At 61.1% G+C, this 26,445-nt stretch carries 30 protein-coding genes; 1 reads left to right on the top strand and 29 read right to left on the bottom strand.

Annotation, left to right across the window (positions count from 1 at the left end; translation table 11 throughout):
* Window positions 1-203: hypothetical protein (locus NTD89_RS13860; protein WP_262208255.1), on the top strand; the 203-nt coding region annotated here is incomplete at its 5' end.
* 86 nt (window positions 204-289) lie between these two features.
* Here the strand turns inward: NTD89_RS13860 and NTD89_RS13865 are convergent.
* The 29 genes from NTD89_RS13865 to NTD89_RS14005 all read right to left on the bottom strand — a co-directional run bounded on the left by NTD89_RS13865 (window position 290) and on the right by NTD89_RS14005 (window position 26,287).
* Window positions 290-493, bottom strand: a complete 204-nt coding sequence (locus tag NTD89_RS13865; protein WP_145158863.1) for a cold-shock protein — start codon at window positions 491-493, stop codon at window positions 290-292.
* 42 nt (window positions 494-535) lie between these two features.
* The gene (locus tag NTD89_RS13870) at window positions 536-736 is read right to left on the bottom strand and encodes a cold shock domain-containing protein (protein WP_262208256.1); all 201 of its coding nucleotides are present in this window, start codon (window positions 734-736) and stop codon (window positions 536-538) included.
* Window positions 737-1,057: 321 nt separating this feature from the next.
* Entirely contained in the window at window positions 1,058-2,194 is a 1,137-nt protein-coding gene (flhB, locus tag NTD89_RS13875) for a flagellar biosynthesis protein FlhB (protein ID WP_145158867.1), read from the bottom strand.
* A gap of 3 nt (window positions 2,195-2,197) precedes the next feature.
* On the bottom strand, window positions 2,198-2,983 hold the full coding sequence (gene fliR, locus NTD89_RS13880) for a flagellar biosynthetic protein FliR (RefSeq protein WP_064453451.1): 786 nt from the start codon (window positions 2,981-2,983) through the stop codon (window positions 2,198-2,200).
* 4 nt (window positions 2,984-2,987) lie between these two features.
* A complete protein-coding gene (gene fliQ, locus NTD89_RS13885; protein WP_003214552.1) occupies window positions 2,988-3,257 on the bottom strand; it encodes a flagellar biosynthesis protein FliQ in 270 nt (89 codons plus the stop codon).
* A 4-nt stretch (window positions 3,258-3,261) separates the two neighbouring features.
* Window positions 3,262-4,005, bottom strand: a complete 744-nt coding sequence (gene fliP / locus NTD89_RS13890) for a flagellar type III secretion system pore protein FliP (protein ID WP_106576465.1) — start codon at window positions 4,003-4,005, stop codon at window positions 3,262-3,264.
* Entirely contained in the window at window positions 4,005-4,445 is a 441-nt protein-coding gene (gene fliO / locus NTD89_RS13895; RefSeq protein ID WP_064453452.1) for a flagellar biosynthetic protein FliO, read from the bottom strand. Before fliO ends, fliP begins: the two co-directional genes overlap by 1 nt.
* 1 nt (window position 4,446) lies before the next feature.
* Window positions 4,447-4,914: a flagellar motor switch protein FliN gene (fliN, locus tag NTD89_RS13900; protein ID WP_057700902.1), complete on the bottom strand. Its 468-nt coding sequence runs from the start codon at window positions 4,912-4,914 to the stop codon at window positions 4,447-4,449.
* Between the two features lie 34 nt (window positions 4,915-4,948).
* On the bottom strand, window positions 4,949-5,917 hold the full coding sequence (gene fliM / locus NTD89_RS13905) for a flagellar motor switch protein FliM (protein WP_010166091.1): 969 nt from the start codon (window positions 5,915-5,917) through the stop codon (window positions 4,949-4,951).
* Between the two features lie 9 nt (window positions 5,918-5,926).
* Window positions 5,927-6,433, bottom strand: coding sequence for a flagellar basal body-associated protein FliL (fliL, locus tag NTD89_RS13910; protein ID WP_145158871.1), 507 nt, complete (start codon window positions 6,431-6,433; stop codon window positions 5,927-5,929).
* Window positions 6,434-6,652: 219 nt separating this feature from the next.
* On the bottom strand, window positions 6,653-8,002 hold the full coding sequence (locus NTD89_RS13915) for a flagellar hook-length control protein FliK (RefSeq protein WP_262208264.1): 1,350 nt from the start codon (window positions 8,000-8,002) through the stop codon (window positions 6,653-6,655).
* 87 nt (window positions 8,003-8,089) lie between these two features.
* Window positions 8,090-8,437, bottom strand: a complete 348-nt coding sequence (locus tag NTD89_RS13920) for an Hpt domain-containing protein (RefSeq protein WP_106576461.1) — start codon at window positions 8,435-8,437, stop codon at window positions 8,090-8,092.
* A 30-nt stretch (window positions 8,438-8,467) separates the two neighbouring features.
* Window positions 8,468-10,186, bottom strand: a complete 1,719-nt coding sequence (locus NTD89_RS13925) for a fused response regulator/phosphatase (RefSeq protein WP_262208266.1) — start codon at window positions 10,184-10,186, stop codon at window positions 8,468-8,470.
* Complete coding sequence (locus NTD89_RS13930; protein ID WP_106576459.1) at window positions 10,183-10,488, bottom strand: STAS domain-containing protein; 306 nt, start codon at window positions 10,486-10,488, stop codon at window positions 10,183-10,185. The genes NTD89_RS13925 and NTD89_RS13930 overlap by 4 nt, the downstream gene beginning before the upstream one ends.
* A 170-nt stretch (window positions 10,489-10,658) precedes the next feature.
* Window positions 10,659-11,108, bottom strand: coding sequence for a flagellar export protein FliJ (gene fliJ, locus NTD89_RS13935; RefSeq protein ID WP_106576458.1), 450 nt, complete (start codon window positions 11,106-11,108; stop codon window positions 10,659-10,661).
* A gap of 3 nt (window positions 11,109-11,111) precedes the next feature.
* A complete protein-coding gene (gene fliI, locus NTD89_RS13940; protein WP_145158879.1) occupies window positions 11,112-12,470 on the bottom strand; it encodes a flagellar protein export ATPase FliI in 1,359 nt (452 codons plus the stop codon).
* Window positions 12,460-13,224, bottom strand: a complete 765-nt coding sequence (gene fliH, locus NTD89_RS13945) for a flagellar assembly protein FliH (RefSeq protein ID WP_145158881.1) — start codon at window positions 13,222-13,224, stop codon at window positions 12,460-12,462. The genes fliI and fliH overlap by 11 nt, the downstream gene beginning before the upstream one ends.
* A 10-nt stretch (window positions 13,225-13,234) precedes the next feature.
* A complete protein-coding gene (fliG, locus tag NTD89_RS13950) occupies window positions 13,235-14,251 on the bottom strand; it encodes a flagellar motor switch protein FliG (protein WP_106576455.1) in 1,017 nt (338 codons plus the stop codon).
* Complete coding sequence (gene fliF / locus NTD89_RS13955) at window positions 14,244-16,019, bottom strand: flagellar basal-body MS-ring/collar protein FliF (RefSeq protein ID WP_145158883.1); 1,776 nt, start codon at window positions 16,017-16,019, stop codon at window positions 14,244-14,246. The genes fliG and fliF overlap by 8 nt, the downstream gene beginning before the upstream one ends.
* 16 nt (window positions 16,020-16,035) lie before the next feature.
* Window positions 16,036-16,365 carry a flagellar hook-basal body complex protein FliE gene (fliE, locus tag NTD89_RS13960; protein ID WP_016972029.1) on the bottom strand — a complete coding sequence of 110 codons (330 nt, stop codon included), beginning with the start codon at window positions 16,363-16,365 and terminating at the stop codon, window positions 16,036-16,038.
* 146 nt (window positions 16,366-16,511) lie between these two features.
* Entirely contained in the window at window positions 16,512-17,891 is a 1,380-nt protein-coding gene (locus NTD89_RS13965; RefSeq protein WP_242195626.1) for a sigma-54-dependent transcriptional regulator, read from the bottom strand.
* A 7-nt stretch (window positions 17,892-17,898) separates the two neighbouring features.
* Entirely contained in the window at window positions 17,899-19,110 is a 1,212-nt protein-coding gene (locus NTD89_RS13970; RefSeq protein WP_145159573.1) for a sensor histidine kinase, read from the bottom strand.
* 109 nt (window positions 19,111-19,219) lie between these two features.
* Window positions 19,220-20,695: a sigma-54 dependent transcriptional regulator gene (locus tag NTD89_RS13975; protein WP_262208271.1), complete on the bottom strand. Its 1,476-nt coding sequence runs from the start codon at window positions 20,693-20,695 to the stop codon at window positions 19,220-19,222.
* 170 nt (window positions 20,696-20,865) lie between these two features.
* On the bottom strand, window positions 20,866-21,162 hold the full coding sequence (locus NTD89_RS13980; protein WP_145158887.1) for a flagellar protein FliT: 297 nt from the start codon (window positions 21,160-21,162) through the stop codon (window positions 20,866-20,868).
* Window positions 21,163-21,186: 24 nt separating this feature from the next.
* Window positions 21,187-21,576, bottom strand: coding sequence for a flagellar export chaperone FliS (gene fliS / locus NTD89_RS13985; protein WP_106576450.1), 390 nt, complete (start codon window positions 21,574-21,576; stop codon window positions 21,187-21,189).
* A gap of 140 nt (window positions 21,577-21,716) precedes the next feature.
* On the bottom strand, window positions 21,717-23,129 hold the full coding sequence (gene fliD / locus NTD89_RS13990; RefSeq protein ID WP_262208273.1) for a flagellar filament capping protein FliD: 1,413 nt from the start codon (window positions 23,127-23,129) through the stop codon (window positions 21,717-21,719).
* An 80-nt stretch (window positions 23,130-23,209) separates the two neighbouring features.
* Window positions 23,210-23,569, bottom strand: a complete 360-nt coding sequence (locus NTD89_RS13995; protein WP_262208275.1) for a flagellar protein FlaG — start codon at window positions 23,567-23,569, stop codon at window positions 23,210-23,212.
* Window positions 23,570-23,644: 75 nt separating this feature from the next.
* Window positions 23,645-25,090, bottom strand: coding sequence for a flagellin (locus NTD89_RS14000; RefSeq protein ID WP_145158893.1), 1,446 nt, complete (start codon window positions 25,088-25,090; stop codon window positions 23,645-23,647).
* Window positions 25,091-25,357: 267 nt separating this feature from the next.
* Window positions 25,358-26,287, bottom strand: a complete 930-nt coding sequence (locus NTD89_RS14005; protein WP_145158895.1) for a ketoacyl-ACP synthase III — start codon at window positions 26,285-26,287, stop codon at window positions 25,358-25,360.
* Window positions 26,288-26,445: the final 158 nt, after the last annotated feature.

Here is a 26,445-nt window from a genome sequence, read left to right on the forward strand (position 1 = left end):
GTTTGCCTGCTTTGGGGTTGTGCATGTCACCTGAAGGGCTAGCCGTGAGTCAGTCATCGCAGGCAAGCCAGCTCCCACAGTTGGATCTGTGTACATCTGCTGCTAACGAGGCAATTTCCGACAATATTTGGGGTTGTCCCGCGATTTCGTTTTTGGTCTGGAAAGGTCACAACGAGAAGGCGCGCCGGGTATTGCGCAGTTGATTGAGGTCGGACGGTTAAGGGCCGAGCGCGTGCTGGACTGCACTGCTCGCGCCTGCGCTCTTGCGCAGGCGCGAGCAATAAACTGCCTAGAGAACTTCGACCTTTTCGGCCTGTGGCCCTTTCGCGCCCTGAGCGACGTCGAACTTTACTTTTTTACCTTCTTCAAGCGTCTTGAACCCTTCACTGACGATGGCTGAAAAGTGAACGAACACGTCAGACCCGCCCCCATCCTGAGTAATGAAACCAAACCCCTTCTCCGCGTTAAACCACTTCACTGTGCCTGTTGCCATTGCCGCTCTCCTTACATCGGGTTCCATGACCCGCACGGGTCGCTAGATAATCTTGATATGCGACGCGAAGATGCCCTTGGGCCGATGGATCCTCGCGAATTGCACGCGCAGGCCCGCTTTCAACCAAACCCCGCACGAACTTTTGAGATCCACCTGCACAGGCTCATCGCCGCCATCCAGTGCAATCAAGCCTTCCCCGGTTTTCCGGCTATAAGATTTGATCGTGCCCGTTACCGCTTCCATTACCGCTCCCTCTGCATCTCTACGACGACCTGTGTGCAGTGTGCTGCCATGGAACCGCGAGCAGGCGGCGCTGGCTACTGTCAGAGTTGACAGGTAGACAGGGGTTAACGACGAGTGGTAGCGGAAGGCGCGACGAACGTACCGTGGCGAGCAGAAGATTTTGTGGCGAGCGGGCTTGCCCCGCGCTGGGCTGCGAAGCGGCCCTAAAACCGAACGCTGCGGTGTGTCAGAGGGAACGCAGTGGGCCTATTGGGGCTGCTGCGCAGCCCAACGCGGGGCAAGCCCGCTCGCCACGAGAACCAGCTCGCGACCAATTCAGAATCAGGAATCGCGGCGCAAATCCGGCGGGATCGGCAGATCCTTGAGCGGCTCGGGCCGCTTGCCCTTGCCCGCGCGGTATTGGCGGATCTGGTAGACATAGGCCAACACCTGCGCCACGGCCAGGTACAAGCCCGCCGGGATTTCCTGGTCGAGGTCGGTGGAGTAGAAGATCGACCGCGCCAACTCCGGCGACTCCAGCAACAGAATGTCGTTGGCCACGGCGATTTCGCGGATTTTCAGCGCGGTAAAGTCGCTGCCCTTGGCCAACAGCATCGGCGCGCCGCCCTTCTCGGGGTCGTACTTGAGGGCCACGGCGTAGTGAGTCGGGTTGGTGATGACCACGTCGGCATCCGGCACCGCCGCCATCATCTTGCGCTGGGACATTTCGCGCTGCAGCTGGCGAATGCGCTGCTTGACCTCAGGGCGACCTTCCTGGTCCTTGTGCTCGTCGCGCACTTCCTGCTTGGTCATCAGCAGCTTCTTGTGGCTTTCCCACAGCTGGATCGGCGCATCCACGGCGGCGATGATGATCAACCCGCAGGCCATCCACAGCGCGCTCCAGCCCACCACCTGCACGCTGTGGATGATCGCCGACTCCAGCGGCTCATGGGCGATGCGCAGCAAGTCGTCGATGTCGGACGACAACACCGTCAGCGCCACAAACAGGATCAGGATGAACTTCGCCAACGCCTTGAGCAGTTCCACCAGCGCCTTGCTGGAAAACATGCGCTTGAGCCCAGCCGCGGGGTTCATCCGGCTGAACTTGGGCGCCATGCTGCCAGCGGCAAATAGCCAGCCGCCCAGGGACACCGGCCCGATCAACGCGGCCAGCAACAAGGTGATGAGCACCGGCTGCACCGCCAGGATCGCGATTTTGCCCGAGTGCAGCAGGTACTGGCCCATGGCGCCGGGGCTGAGCAGCACTTCGCGCGGCAGCGAGAAGTTGAGTTTCATCAACTCCATCATGTCCAGCGCCAGACCGCCGCCGTAAATCAGCAGGCCACCGGCGCCGGCCAGCATGACGGCGAGGGTATTGAGCTCTTTGGAGCGGGCAATCTCACCCTTTTCCCTGGAGTCCTTTTTGCGTTTGTCCGTGGGGTCTTCTGTTTTGTCCTGACCACTCTCGCTCTCGGCCATGGCTCAACGCGCCCGCGCCAGATCACGTAAGAACTGCAAGGCGTCGGTCGCCAGCGGTTGATACTGATTGAGAATGTCGGCCATGCCGATCCAGAAAATCCCCATGCCCAACACCAGGGTCAGCGGGAAACCAATCGAGAAAATGTTCAGTTGCGGCGCCGCGCGCGTCATCACGCCGAACGCGATGTTGACCACCAGCAGCGCGGTGATCGCCGGCAACACCAGCAACAGCGACGCGCCCAACACCCAGCTCAGGCGCCCCACCAGTTCCCAGAAGTGACTGACCACCAACCCCGAGCCCACCGGCAAGGTGGTGAAGCTTTCGGTCATGACCTCAAACACCACCAGGTGGCCGTTCATGGCCAGAAACAGCAAGGTCACCAGCATGGTCAGGAATTGCCCGATCACCGCCACCGACACGCCGTTGGTGGGGTCGACCATGGACGCAAAGCCCATGCCCATCTGGATCGAGATGATTTGCCCGGCGATCACAAACGCCTGGAAGAACAATGTCAGCGAAAAGCCCAGCAGCGCGCCAATCAATATCTGCTCGGCGATCAGCAGCAAGGCACTCAGGTCCAGCGCGTTCACCGGCGGCATCGGTGGCAGGCCGGGCACGATCACGACGGTAATGGCGAAGGCGAAATACAGGCGGATACGCCGCGGAACCAGGGTGGTGCCGAACACCGGCATGGTCATCAGCACCGCCGTGACGCGGAACATCGGCAAGATGAAAGACGCCACCCAGGTGCTGATCTGGGTGTCGGTCAGTGCCAGCACAGATTGCATGGGGTCAGCCGATCAACTGCGGAATACTGCCGTACAGCTGCAGGATGTATTCCATGAAGGTTTGCACCAGCCACGGGCCGGCGACGATCAAGGTGATCAGCATCACCAGCAACCGCGGGAGGAAGCTCAAGGTCTGTTCGTTGATCTGCGTCGCCGCCTGGAACATCGCCACCAGCAGGCCGACCAACAGGCTCGGCACCACCAGCACGGCAACCATCATGGTGGTCAGCCACAGCGCTTCACGGAACAGGTCGACCGCTACTTCTGGGGTCATGGCGCTACACTCCGCCGAAACTGCTGGCCAGCGTGCCGATAATCAGCGCCCAGCCGTCCACCAGCACAAACAGCATGATCTTGAACGGCAACGAAATAATCAGTGGCGAGAGCATCATCATGCCCATGGCCATCAGCACGCTCGCCACCACCAGGTCGATGATCAGGAACGGGATGAAGATCATGAAGCCGATCTGGAACGCGGTCTTCAGCTCGGAAGTGACAAACGCCGGCACCAGAATGGTCAGCGGCGCCTGATCCGGCGTGGCGATATCGGTGCGCTTGGACAAGCGCATGAACAGCTCAAGGTCGCTGGAGCGGGTTTGCGACAGCATGAAGTCCTTGATCGGGCCCTGGGCCTTGTCGATCGCATCCTGGGCGCTGAGTTTTTCCGCCAGATAGGGTTGCAGGGCTTGCTGGTTCACCTTGTCGAACACCGGCGCCATGATGAACAGCGTCAAAAACAAGGCCATGCCGGTGAGGATCTGGTTCGACGGCGTCTGCTGCAGGCCCAGGGCCTGACGCAAAATCGAAAAGACGATGATGATCCGCGTAAAGCTGGTCATCAGCATGACAAACGCCGGGATAAAACTCAGCGCGGTCATGATCAGCAGGATCTGCAGGCTGACCGAGTATTCCTGGGCGCCGGCGGCGTTGGTGCCCAGCGTGATCGCCGGGATCGACAACGGGTCGGCCGCAAACGCCAGCGGCGCGGCCAGCAACAGCATGAGCGTCAATAAAACGCGCATTACTTCTTATCCTTCTGATCCTTGCCCAGCAACTCCATCAGGCGCTGGGCGAATTCTGGCGTGGCGGCCTCGGTCCTGGCCACTTCCACCGGCGACTTGAGCACATGCAGCGGGGTGATACGGCCGGGCGTGATGCCGAGCAGAATCTGCTCTTCGCCGACTTGCACCAGCACCAGACGATCACGCGGGCCGAGGGCGCGCGAGCCGATCATCTCGATGACCTGGCCATTGCCCGGGCCGATGCGCTGCACGCGGCGCATCAACCAGGCCAGCACGAAAATCAGACCGACCACCAGCAACAGGCCCAGCACCAGTTGGGTCAATTGCCCGCCGATGCCGCTGCTGACCACGGGCGCCGCAGCCGCCGCTTGCGCAACCGGCTCAGCCGCCAGGGCGCTCAATGGCAGCGCCAGAAACAGTCCCGCCATCGAATACTTCATATCAGCGCAACTTCTTGATGCGTTCGCTTGGGCTGATCACGTCCGTCAGGCGGATGCCGAACTTTTCGTTGACCACCACCACCTCGCCATGGGCGATCAGGGTGCCGTTGACCAGCACGTCCAGCGGCTCGCCGGCCAGGCGGTCGAGTTCGATCACCGAACCCTGGTTGAGCTGTAACAGGTTGCGGATGTTGATTTCGGTGCTGCCCACTTCCATGGAAATCGACACCGGGATGTCGAGGATCACATCCAGGTTCGGGCCGTCGAGGGTCACCGGGTCGTTGTTCTTCGGCACGCTGCCGAATTCTTCCATTGGCAGGCGCTTGCCGGCCGGCGCGGTGGCGGCGTCGGCGGCCAGCAGCGCGTCGATGTCGTCCTGGCCGACATCGCCGGTTTCTTCCAGCGCTGCAGCCCACTCGTCAGCCAGGGCCTGGTCTTCGGCGGAAGTGTTTTCGTGTTCGGTAGCCATTACATGTCCTCGGCGAAGCAAAAATAATTGGTGATCAGCGGCGGTTGATCGGTTCGATCACTTGCAACGCCAGGTTGCCTTTGTGCGAACCCAGCTTGACCTTGAACGACGGCACGCCGTTGGCACGCATGATCAGTTCTTCCGGCAATTCCACGGGAATCACGTCCCCCGGCTGCATGTGCAAAATATCGCGCAGACGCAGCTGGCGACGGGCCACGGTGGCGCTCAGCGGTACGTCGACGTCCAGTAGGTCTTCGCGCAGGGCCTTGACCCAGCGCTCGTCCTGGTCGTCCAGGTCGGACTGGAAACCGGCGTCGAGCATTTCGCGCACCGGCTCGATCATCGAGTACGGCATGGTCACGTGCAGGTCGCCGCCACCGCCATCGAGTTCGATGTGGAAGGTGGAGACCACAATGGCTTCGCTGGGGCCGACGATGTTGGCCATGGCCGGGTTCACTTCCGAGTTGATGTACTCGAAGTTGACTTCCATGATCGCCTGCCAGGCTTCCTTCAAGTCGATGAAGGCCTGCTCAAGCACCATGCGCACCACGCGCAGTTCGGTCGGGGTGAATTCACGGCCTTCGATCTTGGCGTGACGGCCGTCGCCGCCGAAGAAGTTGTCCACCAGCTTGAACACCAGCTTGGCGTCGAGGATGAACAGCGCGGTGCCGCGCAATGGCTTGATCTTGACCAGGTTGAGGCTGGTGGGCACGTACAGCGAGTGCACGTACTCGCCGAACTTCATCACCTGCACGCCGCCCACCGCCACGTCCGCCGAACGGCGCAGCATGTTGAACATGCTGATACGGGTGTAGCGGGCGAAACGTTCGTTGATCATTTCCAGCGTCGGCATGCGTCCACGGACGATGCGATCTTGGCTGGTGAGGTCATAACTTTTGACGCTGCCGGGTTCGGCAGCCATTTCGGTCTGTACCAGACCATCGTCGACGCCATGCAACAGCGCGTCGATTTCATCCTGGGACAGCAGGTCTTGCACGGCCATGTCGTGATCCTACTGCAATACGAAGTTAGTGAAGAGCGCCTGCTCGACCACGACTTTGCCAAGCTCTTTCTGGGCCACTTCCTGCACGCTGGCAGTGACCTTCTGGCGCAGCATTTCCTGGCCTACCGGCGTGGCCAGGCTGTCGAAGCTCTGCCCGGAGAACAGCATCACCAGGTTGTTGCGGATCACCGGCATGTGCACTTTGAGCGCATCCAGGTCCGCCTGGTTACGCGCCAGCAAGGTGATGCTCACCTGCAGGTAGCGTTGACGGCCGTTCTGATTGAAGTTGGCCACAAAGGCCGGCAGCATCGGTTCGAAGATTGCCGGTTGCTTGACGTTACTGGCGGTTTCGGCGGCGGGTGCCGGTTTGCTCGCACTGCTGTGCATGATGAACCAGGTGCCGCCAATCGAGGCGCCGATGGCCAGGAGCAGGCCCAGCACGATCAGCAGGATAAGCTTGAGCTTGCCTTTGCCTTTGCCTGCGGGTGGAGTTGCTGCGTCGTCGCTCTTCGCCATGCCAATAATCCGTCACTATTCTGGAATTCATAGATCTACGGAAAGGCAAGAGCAAGTGTTATGCCAGAGTTGTCTGGTAACCCGGTAAGCGCGAACACCACATATCAAATGTGGGAGCTGGCTTGCCTGCGATGGCGGTGGCTCAGCTCACATCTGTGTGACTGATACACCGCCATCGCAGGCAAGCCAGCTCCCACATTGACCGGGTTTCAACAGGTGTCAGGCGTAGTAATCAACGGCGCTGGAGCCGATCACTGTTTGGGTCACGGGCGCGACGGCGGCTGCCACTTCGGCGTGATCACCGGCATCCCCGCCATCACCCCGCCCGCCGCTGCCACTCACGCCGCGCGCCTGGTTCTGCTGCTGTTGATCCTGGCCCTGGCCCTGCCACCCACGCGACTGGTCGGAGACGTTGACGTCGACCTGCCCCATGCCTTGCTGGGCAAACATTTCGCGCAGACGGCCGGACTGGGTTTCCAGTGCTTCACGCACCACGGCGTGACCGCTCATGAACGTGACTTGGGCCTGCTGGTCCGCGGTCATGTTGACCTTGATGTCCAGGCGCCCCAACTCTGCCGGCTGCAATTGAATTTCTGCCGACTTGAGGTTGGCACTGGACAGGTACATCACGCGGTTGACCACTTCCTCGGTCCAGCCGCTCTGGTGCATGGCCAGCGGCGCATTCGCAACCGGTGGCAAGGCATTCGCGGTTTTCGGCGTGGCGGCCTGGGTCAATGCGGCGAGGCGGTTGGCGAAATCATCCACACGGGTGTCGCTGCTGGCGTCTTTCAAATCCTTGAGGCCACCTTCGATCAGCCCGCTGAAGGCTTTGTCGCCGCCCTGGTCGGTGCTGTCCTTGGTGGCTTGCTGATCGACCATAGTCGCCAGGCCCGCAGCAAAGCTTTGCGCAGCGGTCGGCTGATCCTGCGTGGTGGTCGGTGCGGCTTTCTGCGGCGTCTGGCTACTGGCCGAAACGTGACCGCCCTGCTCCATCGCCAGACGCACGGCGGGCATCGAGTCCAGCGGATCCGCCTCCGGGTCGAACGCCGGCTGCTTGGCGTCATCGGTGGCAGCCACAGCGGGCGCGACGACTGGCTGGGCCTTGTCGTCTTTGGCGGCTACAGGTGCCGGCGTTTCTACCGGGACGGGCACGGGGACCGGTGTGACCGCGGCAACCACTGCCGGGTCAACCACGGGATCAACCGGAGGCTGCTGCGCCACCGCCGGGTCGGCGGTTTTGTCGTCGTCATTGCTGGCGCTGTCGTCGGATTTGGCCGGCGGCTTGGCAGGCAAGGGATTGCCGCTATCGGCAACGGCCGGCTTGCTGGCGGCAGGCTTATCGTCGCCTGCAGCCGGCTTGGACGGGGTGTCCGAGGGCTTGTCACGCGTGACTTTGGCCGGGGCGTCGTCGCTCTTGAGCGTCGGTTTCGGGCTTTGGTTTGCAAACACTTGCGCGAAGCCAGGGCCCTTGCCTCGTGGGTCCGCAGCCGCTACCGAGGGGGTGGCGGCCGACGCTTGAGGCTTGGCCGCAGCGGCAGCCTGAAGAAGCGAATTGGGGGCGACTGGCATAGGTAAGGGTCTCCACTGCACTGGGATCGGGGATGCAGTATCCAGAGGTAGAGCAAGAGTTGGGCCAGGTTTACCTCGAGCCCTCAATCACAGCTGAAAACGCTGACGCTCGTGTTCGTACAACGGACGAACCAGCGCGAATTCCTGGTCGATTTCGTCGACCAGTTCATCCAGGTCCACGCGTGTCAGCTGCGCAGAGCCGTCTTCGAGCCGGCGGCAAAGTTCTGCCAACCGCACCGCCCCCAGGTTACCGCTGCTGCCCTTGAAGCTATGCGCGATGCGTCCCAGCGCCTTGGCATCGTCGCGAGCCTTGCGCAACGCTTCGACGCGCTTCTGCGAATCGTCAAGGAAGGTATCCAGCAGTTTCGGGTACTCGCCTTCCATCACTTCCTGCAAACCCGACAACACATCGGGGTCCAGATGAATCTCAGCCACTTGTTCGCTCCTTGATCAAGAATCGGCGGATTATGCCAGAGCCCCCCAGCAAAACTCCACGCACACACTGCGCCCGCCATCGGACCAGCGTACATCGCTGCTCAACTGGCGCACCAGGCTCAGGCCGCGGCCAGACAGACGGTCGACATCCATCGGCCGCGCCAGCACCTGCTCCACGTCAAACCCCGGGCCGCTGTCCTCAATGCGCAGCGTCATTTTGCCGCCCGTGGCGGTCGGCACCACCTGCACATGCACCCGCACGTAACCGCTGTTCAACTGCCCCAGCCGCTCATTGCGCTGGCGGTAATAGTCGGCGAACCCCTGGGCATCACGCTTGAGGCGCGAATCCAACCCCAGCACACCATGCTCCAGCGCGTTGGAATACAACTCGGCCATCACACTGTAAAGCGCCCCGCTCTGCCCCCGCAGACCCTGAATCTCCAGCAGCAACTGCAGCAGATACGGTAACGGGTTGTAGCTTTTGAGGGTCTGCGCACGGAATTCGAAACTCACCGACCAATCCAGAGGGCACGACTGCCCGCTGTCGGCGTAAACGGGCTCGGCCGCGCGCAACGGCTGGCCGGCCTGCAAGGTGATTTCCACCATGCTGACGTCATCGCGCGCCTGGCCACGAAACGCCGCCAGCGCCCGCTCGATGTCTTCGAATAACCGGTCGGGCTCGCGGTTGGCCGCGAACACCTGCTGCAAGCGCTCGGCGCCGAACAGCTGGTCATTGGCGTCAGCCGTGTCGAGCACGCCGTCGGAGAGCAAAAACACCCGGTCGCCCAGCGCCATGGGCCAGACCTCGGTGCCGTCATCGAACGCCTGCGCCGACAACACACCCAGCGGCAGGTGCCGCGACACCAATGGCGTGCGCTTGCCCGTGGCGACTTCATGCACATAGCCTTCGGGCATCCCGCCGTTCCACACCTCCACCACGCGCCGCTGAGCGCTCAGGCACATCAGCGTGGCGCAGCAGAACATGTCCACCGGCAGGATGCGTTTGAGCTTGGCGTTCATCTCGCGCAGGGTCTGCGCCAGGCCGTAGCCCTTGGCGGTCATGCCGTAGAACACTTCCGCCAGGGGCATGGCCCCCACGGCGGCCGGCAGGCCATGGCCGGTGAAGTCGCCGAGCAAAACATGCATGTCGCCGGAGGGTGTGTACGCCGCCAGCAGCAGGTCGCCATTGAACAGGGCGTAGGGCGATTGCAGGTAACGAATGTTCGGCGCCGCATTGATACAGCCCGAATGCGCCACCTTATCGAACACTGCCTTGGCCGCGCGTTGCTCGTGCAGCAGGTAGTCGTGGTGCCTGGCGATCAGGTCACGCTGCTGCAAGACCGTTGCCTGCAGCCGGCGCAGGCGGTCCATGGCGTTGATTTTCGCTGCCAGGATCAACTGGTTGTAGGGCTTGGGCAGGAAGTCATCGCCGCCCGCGTCCAGGCACTGGGCCAGCGCCTCGCTTTCGCGCAGCGAGGTCAGGAAGATGATCGGAACTAGCGCCTCACCGGCGAGCTGCTTGATGCGCCGCGCGGCTTCAAAGCCGTCCATCACCGGCATCAACGCGTCCATCAACACCAGTTGCGGGCGCTCGCGGGTAAACACCTCGACCGCTTGCGCGCCGTTGGTGGCGGTGAGTACTTGATGCCCCTGACGCCGAATGATGGTCGACAGCAACAGCAAATCGGCGGCGCTGTCTTCGGCGATCAGGATCGTCAGCGGTTCAAGGACCGGGGCCAGGCTGCTCAACTGAGATCGAACAGTTTGTCAAAGTTGGAAATGGCGAGGATCTTGCGCACATCGGAGTTGCTGTTGATCACCTGGACTTCGGCATTGTCGCCACCGGCATGGTCACGCAACAGCAGCAACATGCCCAGGGCCGAGCTGTCCATGTAGGTGGTGTCTTTGAGGTCCACCACGTAGACCTCGGGCACCTTGTAGAACCGCTCGTAGGCGTCACGAAAGGCTTGATGGCTACCGAAATCGAATCGCCCTTTGACGGTAATCGTCAATTTTTTCCCATCCAGGGATACTTCTGACACGACTGACATGCGACTGCTTCCTTGTCATTGGCAATGTGCAACAAGGTTTAGCAGGTGATCGAGGTATGGGCAACACAGCAAATCAAATGTGGGGGGCTGGCTTGCCCGCGATAGCATGATCCACCTCGGTGCCTGCATCGCGGGCAAGCCCTGCTCCCACAGTGGGCCGGTGGTGGCCGTTAGTACTGTGATTGGCGGGGAAGTCGCTGTGACAGCTCGTCGAGCAGCTTCTGCTCGCGCTTGTCTTCAATCGCCCGCGCTTCGTCGATGTAGCGCTGCACCAGTTTGCGCAAACCTTCGACCCGAGCGAACGCCGCCTGCCATGCCTCGCGGGCTTTATCGAGGTTGTTCTGGTGCCAGGCCAGGCTCTGGCGCTGCTGGCCTACGGCGGTTTCCAGCTGATTGAGGAAGCCCTGGTAGCCCATCAGCCACTGGCCGGAAACACCCTTGCTGCCGCGCTCGATCCATTGCTGCTGGTATTCGCCGCGAAAGCGCTCCAGGTCGCCGAGCTTGCTTTCTGCCAGGCGCACCTGCCCCTGAAAGTAGCCCAGGCGTTGCGCGGCGGTTTTTTCGGCCTTCTCCGCCATGTCCACCACTGGGGCCAGGCGCGAGGAACGGGTGCTGGCCATGGCTTAACCGCCTGGCGCCGGGGCGAAGATCGAACCCAGATGCGCTTCGCTTTCGCCCATGCTGATCTTGTCGTTGAGGCCCTGGCGCAGGTAGGTCACCAGCTGCGGTTGCAGGGCAATCGCCAGGTCGGTTTCGCGATCACCGCCGGCCACGTAGGCACCCACGCTGATCAAGTCGCGGCTCTGCTGATAGCGCGACCACAGTTGCTTGAAATGCTGGGCGCGGGCCATGTGCTCCGGCGTGACCACCGCCGGCATCACCCGGCTGATCGACGCTTCGATATCGATGGCCGGGTAGTGCCCTTCTTCGGCCAAACGCCGCGACAGCACGATGTGGCCGTCGAGCACGCCACGCGCCGAGTCGGCAATCGGGTCTTGCTGGTCATCGCCTTCGGACAGCACGGTGTAGAACGCCGTGATCGAACCGCCGCCGGCCTCGGCATTACCGGCACGCTCAACCAGCTTGGGCAGCTTGGCGAACACTGAAGGCGGGTAGCCTTTGGTGGCCGGCGGTTCGCCGATGGCCAGGGCGATTTCCCGCTGGGCCTGGGCGAAACGCGTGAGCGAGTCCATCAGCAACAGGACGTTCTTGCCCTTGTCACGAAAATATTCGGCGATGCGCGTGCAGTACATGGCCGCGCGCAAACGCATCAGCGGCGCATCATCGGCCGGGGATGCGACGACGACGGAACGCTTGAGGCCTTCTTCACCGAGGCTGTGCTCGATGAATTCCTTTACTTCACGGCCCCGCTCACCGATCAGCCCGACCACGATGATGTCGGCCTCGGTAAAGCGCGTCATCATGCCAAGCAACACCGACTTACCCACGCCGGTACCGGCAAACAGGCCCAGACGCTGGCCGCGGCCGACCGTCAATAAACCGTTGATGCTGCGAATGCCCACGTCCAGCGGCACGCTGATCGGGTTGCGGTTGAGCGGGTTGATGGTCGGGCCGTCCATCGGCACCCAGTCTTCGGCCTTCATACCGCCTTTGCCGTCCAACGCACGACCGGCGCCGTCCAGCACGCGGCCGAGCATGCTCATGCCCATCGGCAGGCGACCGGTATCGGCCAGCGGCACCACGCGCGCACCGGGGGCGATGCCCGCCAGGCTGCCGACCGGCATCAGGAAAATCTTGCTGCCGGAAAAGCCCATCACTTCGGCTTCGACCTGCACCGGGTGGTAACTGTCGTCGTTGATCACCAGGCAGCGGCTGCCCATGGCGGCACGCAAGCCTTCGGCTTCGAGGGTCAGGCCGACCATGCGCAGCAGGCGCCCTTCGAGGATCGGCTGGCCGGGCAACTCAGTGGCTTCGGCGTAGCCGCTCAGGCGCTTGGCGAAGCTGGTGCGTTCAAGGCGCATCGGCGGCGTCCAGGTCCACGCTCATATCAGGCTCGGCCGGGTGCAGGGACTGTTCATGCAATTGATCGAACATTTTCGCCATGATCTGGCTGATGCGGGTTTCCACCGTGGCATCAATGCGGCTGTGCTCGGTTTCGACGCGGCAGCCACCGGGCAGCAGCGCCGCGTCCTCGACGATGCGCCAGGTTTCTTCATGGCGCTCGCGCAGGGCTTTGACCTGTTCGAAATCCTGCGGGTTGATGTACAGCCGCACATTGCCGACGCCCAATGGCAGCAGCTTGAGGGCTTCGCGCATCACGCTTTCGATGTGGCTGGAATCGAGCACCAGCTCGCGCTGGATCACTTGGCGCGCGATGTGCTCGACCAGCCCGACCATGGATTTTTCCAGCTGCGAATCCTGTTCGGCGATCGGGTCGAACAGGTTGCCCATCAAGCGCTCAAGGCTGGCCAGCTTGACGCTCAGCGCCTCCTCGGCCTCTTGGCGAACTTTGAGGGTGGTGCTGCGAAAACCGTCTTTTTCACCCGCCGCGAAACCCTCGTTGTAGGCCTCCTGGCGGATGGCTTCCAATTCTTCAAGGGTCAGTGGCTGGACTTCATCGAGCGGCACTTCTTCCATTTCGGCCGGCGTTTCAACCACCGGCTCCGGTTCAGGTTCCGGCACATGCGGATCGAAACTGGGCAACGACCAGATATCGAACCCGCCGACATCCCGCGCGCGAATCAGATCGCTGGGCGTCTCATCTTTGTTCGACATGGGCAGCGCCTTAGATCATTTCTTCGCCGCCCTTCCCGCCGAGAACGATTTCTCCGGCTTCGGCCATACGGCGGGCAATGGTGAGGATTTCCTTCTGGGCGGTTTCCACGTCGCTGACACGCACCGGGCCTTTGGCTTCCAGGTCGTCACGCAACAGCTCGGAGGCACGCTTGGACATGTTCTTGAAGATCTTCTCTTTGACGTTTTCGTCCGAGCCCTTGAGGGCCAGCACCAGCACGTCCGAAGACACTTCGCGCAGCAACGCCTGGATGCCACGGTCGTCAACATCGGAGAGGTTGTTGAACACGAACATGAGGTCTTCGATCTGGCCGGACAGGGTGTCGTCGATCTCGCGGATCGAGTCCATCAACTGACCTTCGACCGAGCTGTCGAGGAAGTTCATGATATCGGCCGCGCGCTTGATGCCACCCAAGGTGGTACGCGAGGCGTTGGAGTTGCCCGAGAACTGCTTCTCGAGAATCGTGTTGAGTTCTTTCAATGCCGCTGGCTGCACGGTGTTCAGCGACGACACGCGCAGGATGATGTCCAGGCGCACTTTATGGTCGAAGTGGCCAAGCACTTCACCGGCCTGGTCCGGGTCCAGGTAGGCGACGACGATGGCCTGGATCTGCGGGTGCTCGTAGCGGATCACGTCGGCAACGGCGCGCGGCTCCATCCATTTCAGGCTGTCCAGGCCACTGGTGTTGCCGCCCAGCAGGATGCGGTCGATCAGGCCGTTGGCCTTGTCTTCGCCCAGCGCCGAGGTGAGCATCTTGCGGATGTAGCTGTCGGAGCCGACGCCCAGGCTGGTCTGGTCGCCGACGATCTCGACGAACTCGCTCATCACCTGCTCGACTTGCTCACGGTGCACATTGCGCATTTGCGCCATGGCCACGCCTACGCGCTGAACCTCTTTGGGGCCCATGTGGCGCAGCACTTGTGCGGCGTCGGTTTCACCCAAAGACAGCAGCAACACGGCGGCTTTGTCGACTTTGGTGAGCTTGGCAACAGCGGCTCGATCATTCATCTGCGTTAATCCACTCTTTCACGACCTGAGCCACACGGCCCGGGTCTTCTGCTACCAGACTCTTGATTGCGTTCAACTGAGCGTCATAGCCTTCGCTCGGGCTTGGCAACAGGATGCTTTGCGGGCCACCGAGGCTGACGCGGTCGTTGGCCAGTTCGCCGTCCAGGCCGCCCATGCCACCCAACTCAACGTCACTGCCAGCCAATGCCAGCTGCTTCTTGCCATGGCCGGTGATGTTGTTGAGCACCGGGCGCAGCACGCCGAACACCAGCACCAGGATGAACAACACACCCAGCACTTGCTTGACGATGTCCCAGAACCACGGCTGCGTGTAGAACGCCGGGTCGGCGATCACTTCGCCGCGCTCGGCGGAGAACGGCATGTTGATCACACTGACGCTGTCGCCACGGCTGGCGTCGAAACCGACGGCGTCCTGCACCAGGCGGGTGAAGCGCGCCAATTCGTCGGCGCTCCACGGCGCACGGGTGACGGCGCCGTCAGCGGCATTGACCTTGACCTGATCATCGACCACCACCGACACCGACAGGCGATTGATTTTGCCCTGCTGCTGCTTGGTGTGGCTGATGGAACGGTCGAGCTCGAAGTTCTTGGTGGACTGGTTACGCTTGTCCGCCGGGTACGGTGCGAGCATCGGCTGGCCGGTGGCCGGGTCCATGATCTGCTGGCCGTTGGCGTCCAACAGTGGCTGACCAGGCTGAATCGCACCCGCCGTCGCGGCAGCGCCACCGGTGGTTTGCGGTGCAGTGGCCGGGGCCGGTGGCTGGTTGCTCAGGGCACCCGGCACACCTTGCGGGCCATTGCTGGCGGTGCGTTGTTCGCTGGTCGATTGCTCGCTGCGCAGCGCCGGCTGGTCCGGGTTGAACTGCTCGGAGGTCGATTCGACAGCGCTGAAGTCCACGTCGGCAGACACTTCAGCTTTATAGCGGTCGTTGCCCAGCACCGGCTGCAGAATGTTGTGCACACGCTGAGTGAGCATGCTTTCCATGCGACGGCTGTAGTCGAACTGCTTGCCGGCCTGGGTCAGCGCGGAGTTCTCGGCCTGGTCGGACAGCAGGTTGCCCTTCTGGTCCACCACGGTGATTTGCGACTTGCTCAATTCAGGAACGCTGGTGGCCACCAGGTTGATGATCGCCAGGACCTGGCCAGGCTCCAGGGAGCGGCCGGAAAACAGTTCGACCAATACCGAGGCGCTTGGCTTGCGCTCGTCGCGCACGAACACCGAGCTTTTCGGAATCGCCAGGTGCACGCGGGCGCCCTTGACGTTATTCAGGCTTGAGATGGTGCGTGCCAGTTCGCCTTCCAGGCCACGACGGTAACGCGTGGCCTCCATGAACTGGCTGGTGCCCAGACCCTGGTCCTTGTCGAGAATTTCAAAACCGATATTGCTGTCGGACGGCGTGACGCCGGCGGCCGCCAGCTTCATGCGCGCACGCGCCACGTCATCGGCCTTGACCAGCAAGGCGCCGGAATTGGGCTCCACGGTGTAGGCGATGTCGGCGGCGGCCAGGGTTTCCATGATCTGCTTGGAATCCATCCCGGCCAGGCTGCCGTACAGCGGGCGGTAATCAGGTTGCTGCGACCACAGCACCACGGCAAAACCAATCGCCACGCTGGCAGCCAGGCCGACCATCAGGCCCACCTGACGCAACATGGTCATTTCGGAAAGGTTTTCCAGGAACGACAGGCCAAACAGCGGCGGCTTGCCGTCTGCCTTGGCGGGTACGTTGTCCACGACTGCTTCTGCCATGACTTAAATCTCGTCCTTAAACCGGCATCTGCATGATGTCTTGATAAGCCTGAACCAACTTGTTACGCACTTGGGTCAAGGCCTGAAAGGAAACGCTGGCCTTTTGCGAAGCGACCATCACATCGGTGAGGTCCACGCCGCTTTTGCCGATCTCGAAGGCGGTAGCCAACTGATTAGAGGCTTGCTGGGTATCACTGACTTTGTTGATTGCCTGACCGAGCATGTCGGCAAAACTGCTTTGGCCCAATTCCGGCGCAGGCGCGACGGATTTCGGTTGAGCCATGGCATCCATTTGCATGGAGCGCATATCCAACATCAACCGATTGAACTCAATACCCTGGCTCATGACCTTCTCTCTCCGACGACCCGCAATTTTTTGACACTACGCAGCGGTTACTAGGGGTGGTAGCAACAAGGGTGCCAGCTCCGTGGCTATTCGTAAGAAAAGGCGACAAACCCTGTCAGCCTGAGTATTTCCAAGACGGCGATTTGTCAGGTCGCGAACAGGTAGGCTTCGACATCCATCCCCGCGTCGCGCATCTGCGCCAGCTTGTAGCGCAAGGTGCGCGGGCTGATGCCCAGGCGCTCGGCGGCTTCCTTGCGGCGGCCGCGCTCGGCACGCAGGGTGTCGATGATCATCTGGAATTCGCGGCGACGCAGGTCGTCGCCCAGGGCGCCGCCAGACTCGGCGTCGGCCACGACCACCGGTGCCGGCGCCAGGCTCGGCAACGGCGCCGCGCCACTGCCCATGGCCAGGCAGAAGTCCTGCGGCTGGATCAACCCGCCCTGCTGCAAAATCAGCGCGCGCTGGATGGCATTGTCCAGTTCCCGCACATTGCCGGGCCATGGGTAGCTGATCAGGCAGGCCTGGGCCTCGGCCGACAGCCGCGCCTGGGCATGCTTCATTTTTTTGACGTGGTTGTTCAACAGGCGCTCGGCCAGCGGAATGATGTCCGCCGGGCGCTCACGCAGCGGGCGCCAGGCCAGCGGGAACACCGAGAGCCGGTAGAACAAGTCTTCACGAAAGCGCCCCGCCGCCACTTCGCCCGCCAGGTCGCGGTTGGTGGTGGCGACCACGCGAATGTCCAGCTGGATGGGCTTGCGCGCGCCGACGCGCTCCACCTCCCGCTCCTGCAGCACCCGCAGCAGCTTGGCTTGCAGGCCCAGGGGCATTTCCGAAATTTCGTCGAGCAGGATGGTGCCGCCGTCGGCCTGTTCGAACTTGCCGGCCTGCGCGGCAATGGCGCCGGTGAACGAGCCCTTTTCATGGCCGAACAGCGTGGCTTCGAGCATGTTGTCGGGAATCGCCGCGCAGTTGATCGCAATAAACGGTTGTTTGGCGCGGCCCGACTGCTGGTGAATGTAACGCGCCAACACCTCTTTACCGGTGCCGGACTCGCCGGAAATCAACACGGTTGAATCGCTGCGCGCCACCCGGGCTGCCAGCTCCAGCAACTGAGCGCTGGCCGGCTCGAAGGCAATCGGGCCTTCACCCTCGGCATTCGACACCACGCCCAGCGCATGCCGGGCGACCAGCTCGATCAGCGCCTTGGGCTCGAAGGGTTTGACCAGGTAATCCGCCGCCCCCTGGCGCATGGCGTCCACCGCCCGCTCGACAGCGCCATGGGCTGTCATCAGCAACACCGGCAGTTGCGGCTGGCGCGCGCGCAACAGGCCGAGCAACTGGTGGCCGTCCATGCCGGGCATGTTTACGTCACTGACCACCAGGCTGAAGGACTCTTGCTCAACGGCCTCCAAGGCATCCTCGGCAGAACCGACCGCCCGGTAGTCATGGCCCGCCAACAGCAGCGTGTCAGCCAATGCTTCACGCAGGGCGCGATCGTCTTCGACCAATAAAACCTTGATAGCCATAGTCCTTTTACTCCGCGCTTGCCGCGCTGGAAAACAGCGGCAAGGTCATCAATGCACAGGTGCCACGCCCCAACCGGGAGTGCAGCTGCAATTCTCCCTGATGTGCACGCGCCACTGCCTTGACCACGGTCAGGCCCAGGCCCGTGCCGTTGGTCTTGGTGGTAAAAAACGGTTCGCCCAGGCGCTGCAGCACGACCGGGTCGATGCCGCTGCCGCTGTCGCTGATGCACAGGCGCAGGGTTTGGTCGCGGGTGTAGAGGTGCACTTTGAGCCGCGCACCCGGGCCGCTGGCCTGGGTGGCGTTTTCGATCAGGTTGAGCAACGCGCCGACCAGGGTGTCACGGTTGCACAGCAACTCGCCCAAGTGGCTGTCGCACTGCCAGCGCACGTTGACGTCCTGGATATGCGTGGCGGCTGCCGCTTGCAGCGACTGCATCAGCGCGGATGGCGTGACGCGGTCGGTCAGCGGCAATTCGCCGCGGGCAAACACCAGCATGTCGCGCACCTGGTGCTCCAATTCATGCAGGCGCTCCTTGAGGCGACCGGCAAATCGCTGGTGGGTGGCGGCTGGCAATTGCTCATCAGTCAAATGACTGGCGTAGATCAACGCGGCCGACAACGGCGTGCGGATCTGATGCGCCAACGAAGCGACCATCCGCCCCAGCGACGACAAACGCTCATGGCGCGCCAACTGGTCTTGCAAGTGACGGGTTTCAGTCAGGTCGTTAAGCAGCACCAGCTGGCCGGGCTCGGCGTCCAGGGAACGGGTGGCGATGGACAGACGCCGGCCGTCTTTGAGGGAGATTTCATGGCCGTCGTCTTCGCGCGGCGCAAAGCAGCGTGTAATCACCTGGCGCCACAGCTCGCCTTCCAGCGGCTCGCCCAGCAAGTCACGCGCGGCCGGGTTGGCTTCGCGGACACGGCCCATTTCATCGATGACGATTACGCCGCCGGGCAACAGGTCGAGGAGGTTTTGCAGACGGTTGGCCAGACGCTCTTTTTCGGCCAGCTCTTGCATGCGCTGGGCGCTGACCACTGCCAGTTCGCCTTTAAGCTCGGAAACCCGCGCTTCCAGCAGACTGTAGGAGTCGGTCAGTTGGCTCGACATCTGGTTGAACTGCGAGAACGCCTGTTCAAGACCCTGCCGGGTCAGCGGCTCTGCGCACGGAACCAGCCCAGGAATAGCAGGGGCTGAAGAAAGTTTGGCGGCGTGGGGCATCATGCTCTCTCGCTGGCTGACCGTCAGTTAAACGGAACGTTGCGAGGGCTGTAGCAATACCCGTGCCGAAAAAAATAGACCTATCTATCAGTCAGTTAAAAAACAGGCGTCAATCATCCGCCTGTTCGTCACCTTCGCGACGGCTCATGCCGTACTTGCGCATCTTCTCCACCAAGGTGGTGCGACGGATGCGCAGGCGCTCGGCGGCGCGCGCGACAATGCCATTGGCATCGTCCAGCGCCTGCTGGATCAGGCCTTGTTCGAGGCTACCGAGGTAGTCCTTCAAGTCCAGGCCTTCGGGCGGCAGCATGGCGGTGGAACCGAAGTCCGGCGTATGGCCGTTGATGGCCACGCGCTCTTCCAGGTCACTGCGCAGGCTGTTTACCAGCTGCTCGTCTTCGTCGTCGACGTAGCGGAATTTCTTCGGCAACTCGACCACGCCGATCACACCGTACGGGTGCATGATGGCCATGCGCTCGACCAGGTTGGCCAGCTCGCGGACGTTGCCCGGCCAGCCGTGACGGCACAGCGACATGATCGCGGCGGAGTTGAAGCGAATCGAGCCGCGCTTTTCGTGCTCCATGCGCGAGATCAGTTCGTTCATCAGCAGCGGGATGTCTTCCACGCGCTCACGCAGCGGGGCCATCTCGATAGGGAATACGTTGAGGCGGTAGTACAGGTCTTCGCGGAAGCTGCCGACCTCGATCATGCTTTCGAGGTTTTTGTGCGTGGCCGCGATGATGCGCACGTCGACGCTCTGGGTCTTGTTGCTGCCCACGCGCTCGAAGGTGCGCTCCTGCAACACGCGCAACAGCTTGACCTGCATCGGCAGCGGCATGTCGCCGATTTCGTCAAGAAACAGGGTGCCGCCATTGGCCAATTCGAAACGCCCGGCACGGCTGGTGATCGCCCCGGTAAAGGCGCCCTTCTCGTGGCCGAACAGTTCGCTTTCGAGCAACTCTGCCGGGATCGCCCCGCAGTTGACCGGCACGAACGGCCCGTCGCGGCGCTTGGAGTGATAGTGCAGGTTGCGTGCGACCACTTCCTTGCCGGTACCGGACTCGCCGAGGATCAATACGCTGGCGTCGGTATCGGCCACTTGCTGCATCATCTGGCGCACGTGCTGGATCGCACGGCTGGTGCCGACGAGGCTGCGAAACAGGTTGGGTTCGCGATGACGACCGCGCTCGCGGGCCTGGTCATACATCTCGCGGTAGACCTGGGCACGGTGCAGGGAGTCGAGCAATTTGCTGTAGCTGGGCGGCATTTCCAGGGTGGAAAGCACGCGGCGGCGCTGGTCTTCCGGAAGGTCCACGGAAGAAATATCGCCCATCAGCAACACCGGAAGGAACTCATCCCAGGTAGACAGTGTCTTTAACAAGCCCAGAACTGCGCCAGGAGCGTTGACCGTCCCGATCAACACACAGATGACTTCACGGCTCGATGACAAAGAGCTGACCGCCTGCTGCCAGTCATGGCTACCGCAGGGCAAATTTTCTTCACCAAGAAAATTCAAAATTACCGCTAAATCGCGGCGGCGGACGCTATCGTCATCAATCAGCAGAATTTTGGTTTCACGCCACATGCAATAGCAACTTCCCTAGTAAAACGCTCTGCCCCAGAGTGAGGGCAATCTAGACGTTTGTAAGATTTCTTACCCTACTAGACGTCTGAAATCTGAAAACAGCACTAGTTAAGTCAAAAATGCTGGCACAGTCAAATATATGACGCGCCGTTCGGATTAACTGAGCCCATTCAGCCGAACAGATGGTAAACCTTTGACGCGCTTTCCGCTCGGTTGATCTGCGACATCTCTTCGAAAATCGCCTGGCGTTCGCCAGTCGTCACCTCAAGCAACTGCTGATACACCGCCAGCAAGCTTTGCAGCTTTTCCCGCAGGGCATCCTCGTCCACCGGCGCATTGTTGAGCGCCTCATCGATCACCGCACGACACCCCATATCCAGTTCGCCGATAGCGTCCCAGTTACGGTGGGCCAGTGCGTCAACCAAGGCTTCGCGGGTCTCGTCAATCCGTTGCAGGGCGTGGCTCATGACATCATCCTCAGGCCAACAGGCCTACAGTGTTGCAATACCGTCCCAGCCTTCCTTGAGCGTAATCATCAGGCCGGCTACTTCGTCGATCATGGCGACATCGCTCTTGCTGTTGGCTTCCAGCAGGCGCGTGGTCATGTAGGCATACAGATTGTCCAACTGCTGCAACGCGGCCGGATCATCGGTTTTTTCCGGATTAAGGCCATCACGCAAGCCGATCAGGATGTCGATCGCCTTGCCCAGCAGCAAACCTTTTTGCGCGATATCACCACGAGCCATGGCGCCTTTGGCCTGAGCCATGCGATCCAACGCGCCTTCCATCAGCATCTGGACCAGACGGTGCGGGCTGGCTTCGGAGATCTGGGCATGGGAATTGACCTTCTGGTATTGGCGAAGGGCTCTCATGGGATTCATGTTTCTACCTCGTGACAGGCAACAGCTAAATAGGATGGGCTCTGACTAATATGTCGACTGGGTCGCAAAAAACTTTAACCGCAAGTCGGCTGAAGGCGGCGCCCGATGGCGGTAATCACCAGCGGGCGGCTTCATCGGGATCAACTGTCCGAAGACGTCTTGTTCAGCGCGTTGAGCGTGCTCATGACACTGGAACGCTGACTGGTGAGCTGGGCCACCAGGTTGTTCATCGTCGTGTACTTGGCGGTCAGGCTGGTCTTCAGGGCAGCCATACGCGCGGTCAGGGTGTCCTGCTGGTTCTGCAGGTCCTTGAGATCGTCCGACAGCGTCGACGAACGCGTGGCCAGCACGCCGGTGTTGCTCAGCGCATAGCTGTCGGTCGCGCTTTTCATGCGCGCCAGCAAGCCATTGTCACCGTTGAAAATGCCGCCGATGTCGGTGGGGTTGGTGGCAATCGCTGCACCGAACACCTTGTCGTCGATACTCAACTTGCCGGTGCCGGAGTCCGTGTTCACGCCAAATTGCGCCAGGGACTTCAACGTGCCCGTGCCCGTCATTGCGTTCAGCTCGCTACGCAACGCGGTCTGCAGGGAGCGCATGGTGGCATCGCCTGTCAGCGCAGCGCGCGTGGTGGAACCGTCCGCGTTGGTGGTGACCGCGGTCTCGGTGTTCATGGCCGTCATCAACGCGTTGTAGGTGTCGACAAAACCCTTCACCGAACTTTTGAGGGTGTCGTTGCTGCGGGTGACCGTAATGGTCGATGACACGCGCGTAACGCCGTCAGGGAGCGTCCCTGTAACCCCGGCAGGCAGAGGCGACACCGCCGTCAACTTGATGCTCACACCACTGATCGCCTCGGTCAGGGTATTGCTCTTGGATTCCTGAGCCGTGCCGTCAATGGTGTATTTAGCGTTTTGCGGTGGATCACCCACAACCGACGAACCCGCTTGCAGGCCGGAGTTACCCCCCAGGGTAATGTCCGTGCCGGCGCCGGTATTGGTCGAGGTCATGACCAGGCGAGAACCGGTGGCGTCAGTCAGGATGTTGGCACTCAGGCCAACACTGCTGTATTGCGCGTTGATCGAGTCACGCACTTGTTGCAGCGTCGCGCCTGGCGGAACACTGACCCCGTAACTCTGACCAGACTGGGAAATTTCCAGGGTCGTCGCGGTGGTGCCGGTATTGACGACGGTTTTCGCGCCGGTTGAATAATTCTGAGTAGCAACCTTCGAGGCGGTCGCCAACTGGTTGACGATCAGCTGATAACTGCCCGCAGAGGCACCGGCACCCAAGGTCACGGTGGACACGTTGGCATCCGACGTCGTCGCCGTCAGGCCGCCGATACTGGCGTCCTTGGTCATGTTGTCCATGGCACCACGGAAGGCATCCAGCGCGGCTTGAATCTTGCCGATCGAGGACAGCTGGGCAGTCGACGTTTGCGTCTGCTTGTTGATCTGCGATTGCTTCGGCGCCTGTTCCGCGTTCACCAATGCCGTCACGATCTGCTGGGTATCAATGCCCGTAACGGGGCCGCTAACTGATATATCACCCATGATTCTTCTCCTGATCCGGGGCTGGCGCTTTATTGACGGACGACGCCTAAAGCAGCTACAGCAACAAAATTCATGCCAGCTCAGACTTTGGCGTCAAACAATACGCTGCTGGCGTCATGAAGGCTTTGTGCGAGTTTCAATGCCGTTTCCGATGGGATCTGACGAATGACCTCGCCGCTTTCGGTCGCTATGACCTTGACGACTACCTGATGGGTGGAGTCATCAATTGAAAAGTCCAGGTGGCGCTGGGCAGCCTGGACGAATTTGCGAATATCCGTGACCGCCTGTTCAAGGTCGGACGGCTTCGAGTCCTGCTTGGGTTGGACCGTCGCAGCCAAAGGATCAACCTTGGTTTTCTGCGGGTCGTTGTTCACGGGAGCAGGAGCGCTCTGTGGCGCCACTGCCGGATAAGACAGGTTCAACTTCACGCTCATGTCCATGCCCAATCTCCTCATCACGCAAAAGACAAAAGGGCACGTAAACGCGCCCTTCCGTCATTCATCTACCGATGGCTATTACTGAAGCAGCTTCAGCACAGCGGAAGGCAGTTGGTTGGCCTGGGACAGGATCGCAGTGGAAGCCTGTTGCAGGGTTTGTTGCTTGGTCAGCTGAGCAGTTTCTGCAGCGTAGTCAACGTCCTGAATCTGACCGCGAGCGGCGCTGGAGTTGTCCGAGATGCTCTGCAGGTTGGCAACGGTGTTGTCGAAACGGTTTTGTACAGCACCGAGACCGGCACGCTGGGAGTCGATGTCCGAGATCGCCTGGGTGATCACGTCGATCGAGTTCTGTGCGTTGGCAGCAGTGGTGATGTCAGTGTTGTTGACGGTGGTTTTGGTGGAGTTGGCAGCAGTACCAGTAGCTGCGAACAGACCGGTCACACCGGCGCCGCTCAGCGAGTAGCTGCTGGAGGAGTTCAGCGACACTGCGCCAGTAGCGACGATCGGGCCAGCGTCCAGTGCAACGGCTGTGCCGAATGCACCGCTGCCGTCCTGAGTAGCAACCTTGACACCTGCAACAGCACCGGCATCGCCAGCGTTGAAGGTCAGGTTCTCACCGGTATCGGACTTGACCGACAAAGCGTTGGTGGTCGAATCGTAGTTAACGGTGATGCCCAGTTTGGCAGCGTTGGACTTCAGCTGATCAGCCAGGTCCGAAGTGCTGGTCACGCCAGTGAACTGGACAGCAGTACCGCTGCCGACTTTCAGGGTGAAGTTGGCGCTGGCAGGGCTGGCAGCAGCAATGGCAGTGGAGTCAACGGAGAACTGGGCAACAGTGCTGGCAGTAGCAGCCAGGCCGCCGACAGCGCCGTTCATTTGAGCAGCGATCTGCTTGGCGGAAGCGCCGGCAGCGATGGTCAGGTTGGTCGACTGGCCGCCACCGGTAACGGTGATTGCGCCGCCGGCAACGCCGGTTGCACTTGGCGCTACGCCTTGAGTTTTCAGCTGCTGCGAACCAATGTTGTTGGCTGCAACGTTACCGATGCTCATGTCGATGGTCTGGTTGGCGTTGGCGCCGACCTGGAACGAAGTAGTACCGAAAGAACCGTCCAGCAGGTTCTTGCCACCGAAGGTAGTGGTGGTAGCGATACGGGTCAATTCAGCAGTCAGCGCTGCGTATTGAGCCTGGTTCGACTTACGGTCTTCAGCGCTTGGCGAGCCGTTGGCGGATTGCAGAGCCAGGGTACGCATGCTTTGCAGGATGTTGGTGGACTGCTGCATTGCGCCTTCAGCGGTCTGAGCAATCGAGCTACCGTCGTTGGCGTTTTTGATTGCAACGCCCAGGCCGTTGATCTGGCTGGTCAGACGGTTGGAGATTTGCAGGCCGGCCGCGTCGTCTTTGGCGCTGTTGATACGCAGGCCGGAGGACAGACGCTGCATCGAAGTTTGCAGGGCGCCGGAAGCCTTGTTCAGGTTGTTCTGAACGTTCAACGAAGCAAGGTTAGTGTTTACTGTTAAAGCCATGACGAAATCCTCGTGGGTGGTGTACTGCGGCTTCCGGCCCTGGCAACCGCCGGGTGTGGCCTAGAGAACCTTCGTAATAGTTATCGTCGTGAATGCAGGTTGCTTGAGGACTTTTTTGATTTTTTTTACTAGCAACGGGCCATCCTTTGTAATTCAAGCATTTACGATAGCCCACACGCCCGCAAATACTGGGTTTTCTGGCGCCAAATAAAAAACGCCCAGGCTTTTACAAGCCTGGGCGTTTTCGTGTGCAGCTCTATCAGGGCATCACGGACGATAGAGAATCGCCGAACCCCACGACAAGCCAACCCCAAATCCGCTGATCGCGACACGCTTCCAGTCGCCGTCCATCATGTGCTTTTCAAGCAGCAGCGGAATGCTGGAAGACACTGTATTGCCGGTCTCGACCATGTCCTTGATGAATTTCTCCACCGGGGCATCTTCAAAACGCCGCGCCACGGCGTCGACAATCGCCGCACTGCCCTGGTGAATGCAGAAGGCATCGATTTCGTCAGCCTTGAGCTGCGATTCGTTGAGCAGCTCATGCAGATGCGCCGGCACTTTGAGCAGGGCAAAGTTGAACACCTGGCGGCCATTCATGAAAAACACGCCATCGCTGACCTTCAGGTGCGGCGCACCGGAACCGTCAGTGCCGAACTTCGACTTGCCGAGCAACCACGGCGCATCTTCACCCATCCAGGTGGCAGTGGCGGCATCGCCGAAGAGCATGGTGGTGTTGCGGTCTTCCGGGTCAACGATCTTCGAATACGGGTCGGCGGTGATCAGCAGGCCGTTTTTCAGGCCGGTGGCTTCCATGAAGCCTTTCATCGCGTAGATGCCGTAGACATAGCCCGAGCAACCCAGCGAGATATCAAACGCCGCCACATGGGTTGGCAGGCCCAGTTTGTCCTGGACGATGGCGGCCGTGTGGGGCAAGCCTTCCTCATCGCCGTTTTGGGTCACGACGATCAGCGCGTCGATCGACTCGCGCTTCAAATCAGGGTTGTTGGCAAACAAGGCGTTGACCGCCTCGACGCACAGGTCGGAGGTTTCCTGCGCAGCATCCTTGCGCGGCAGGAACGCCGAACCGATCTTGCCAATGATGAAGTCCTCATCCTTGGCGAATTTGGCGCCCTGGGCGTAGTTATCGACCCCGTCTGCCGGCACGTAACTGGCGATGCTTTTTATGCCAATCATTGTGGCTTCCCAATACTAAATAGCTGGATAACACCCCTCGGGCTACGCCGGGAGCGCTGACAATAAAGGGGATAACCCCGTAAAAATATCGCTGAAAGCCCCCGCGCAAAGACCCTGCGACGACTTATCCTTTTCACACGATACAGTGAAGATGCGCT

The organism is Pseudomonas sp. 14P_5.3_Bac1 (genome assembly GCF_025466135.1).
Classification (GTDB): Bacteria; Pseudomonadota; Gammaproteobacteria; order Pseudomonadales; family Pseudomonadaceae; genus Aquipseudomonas.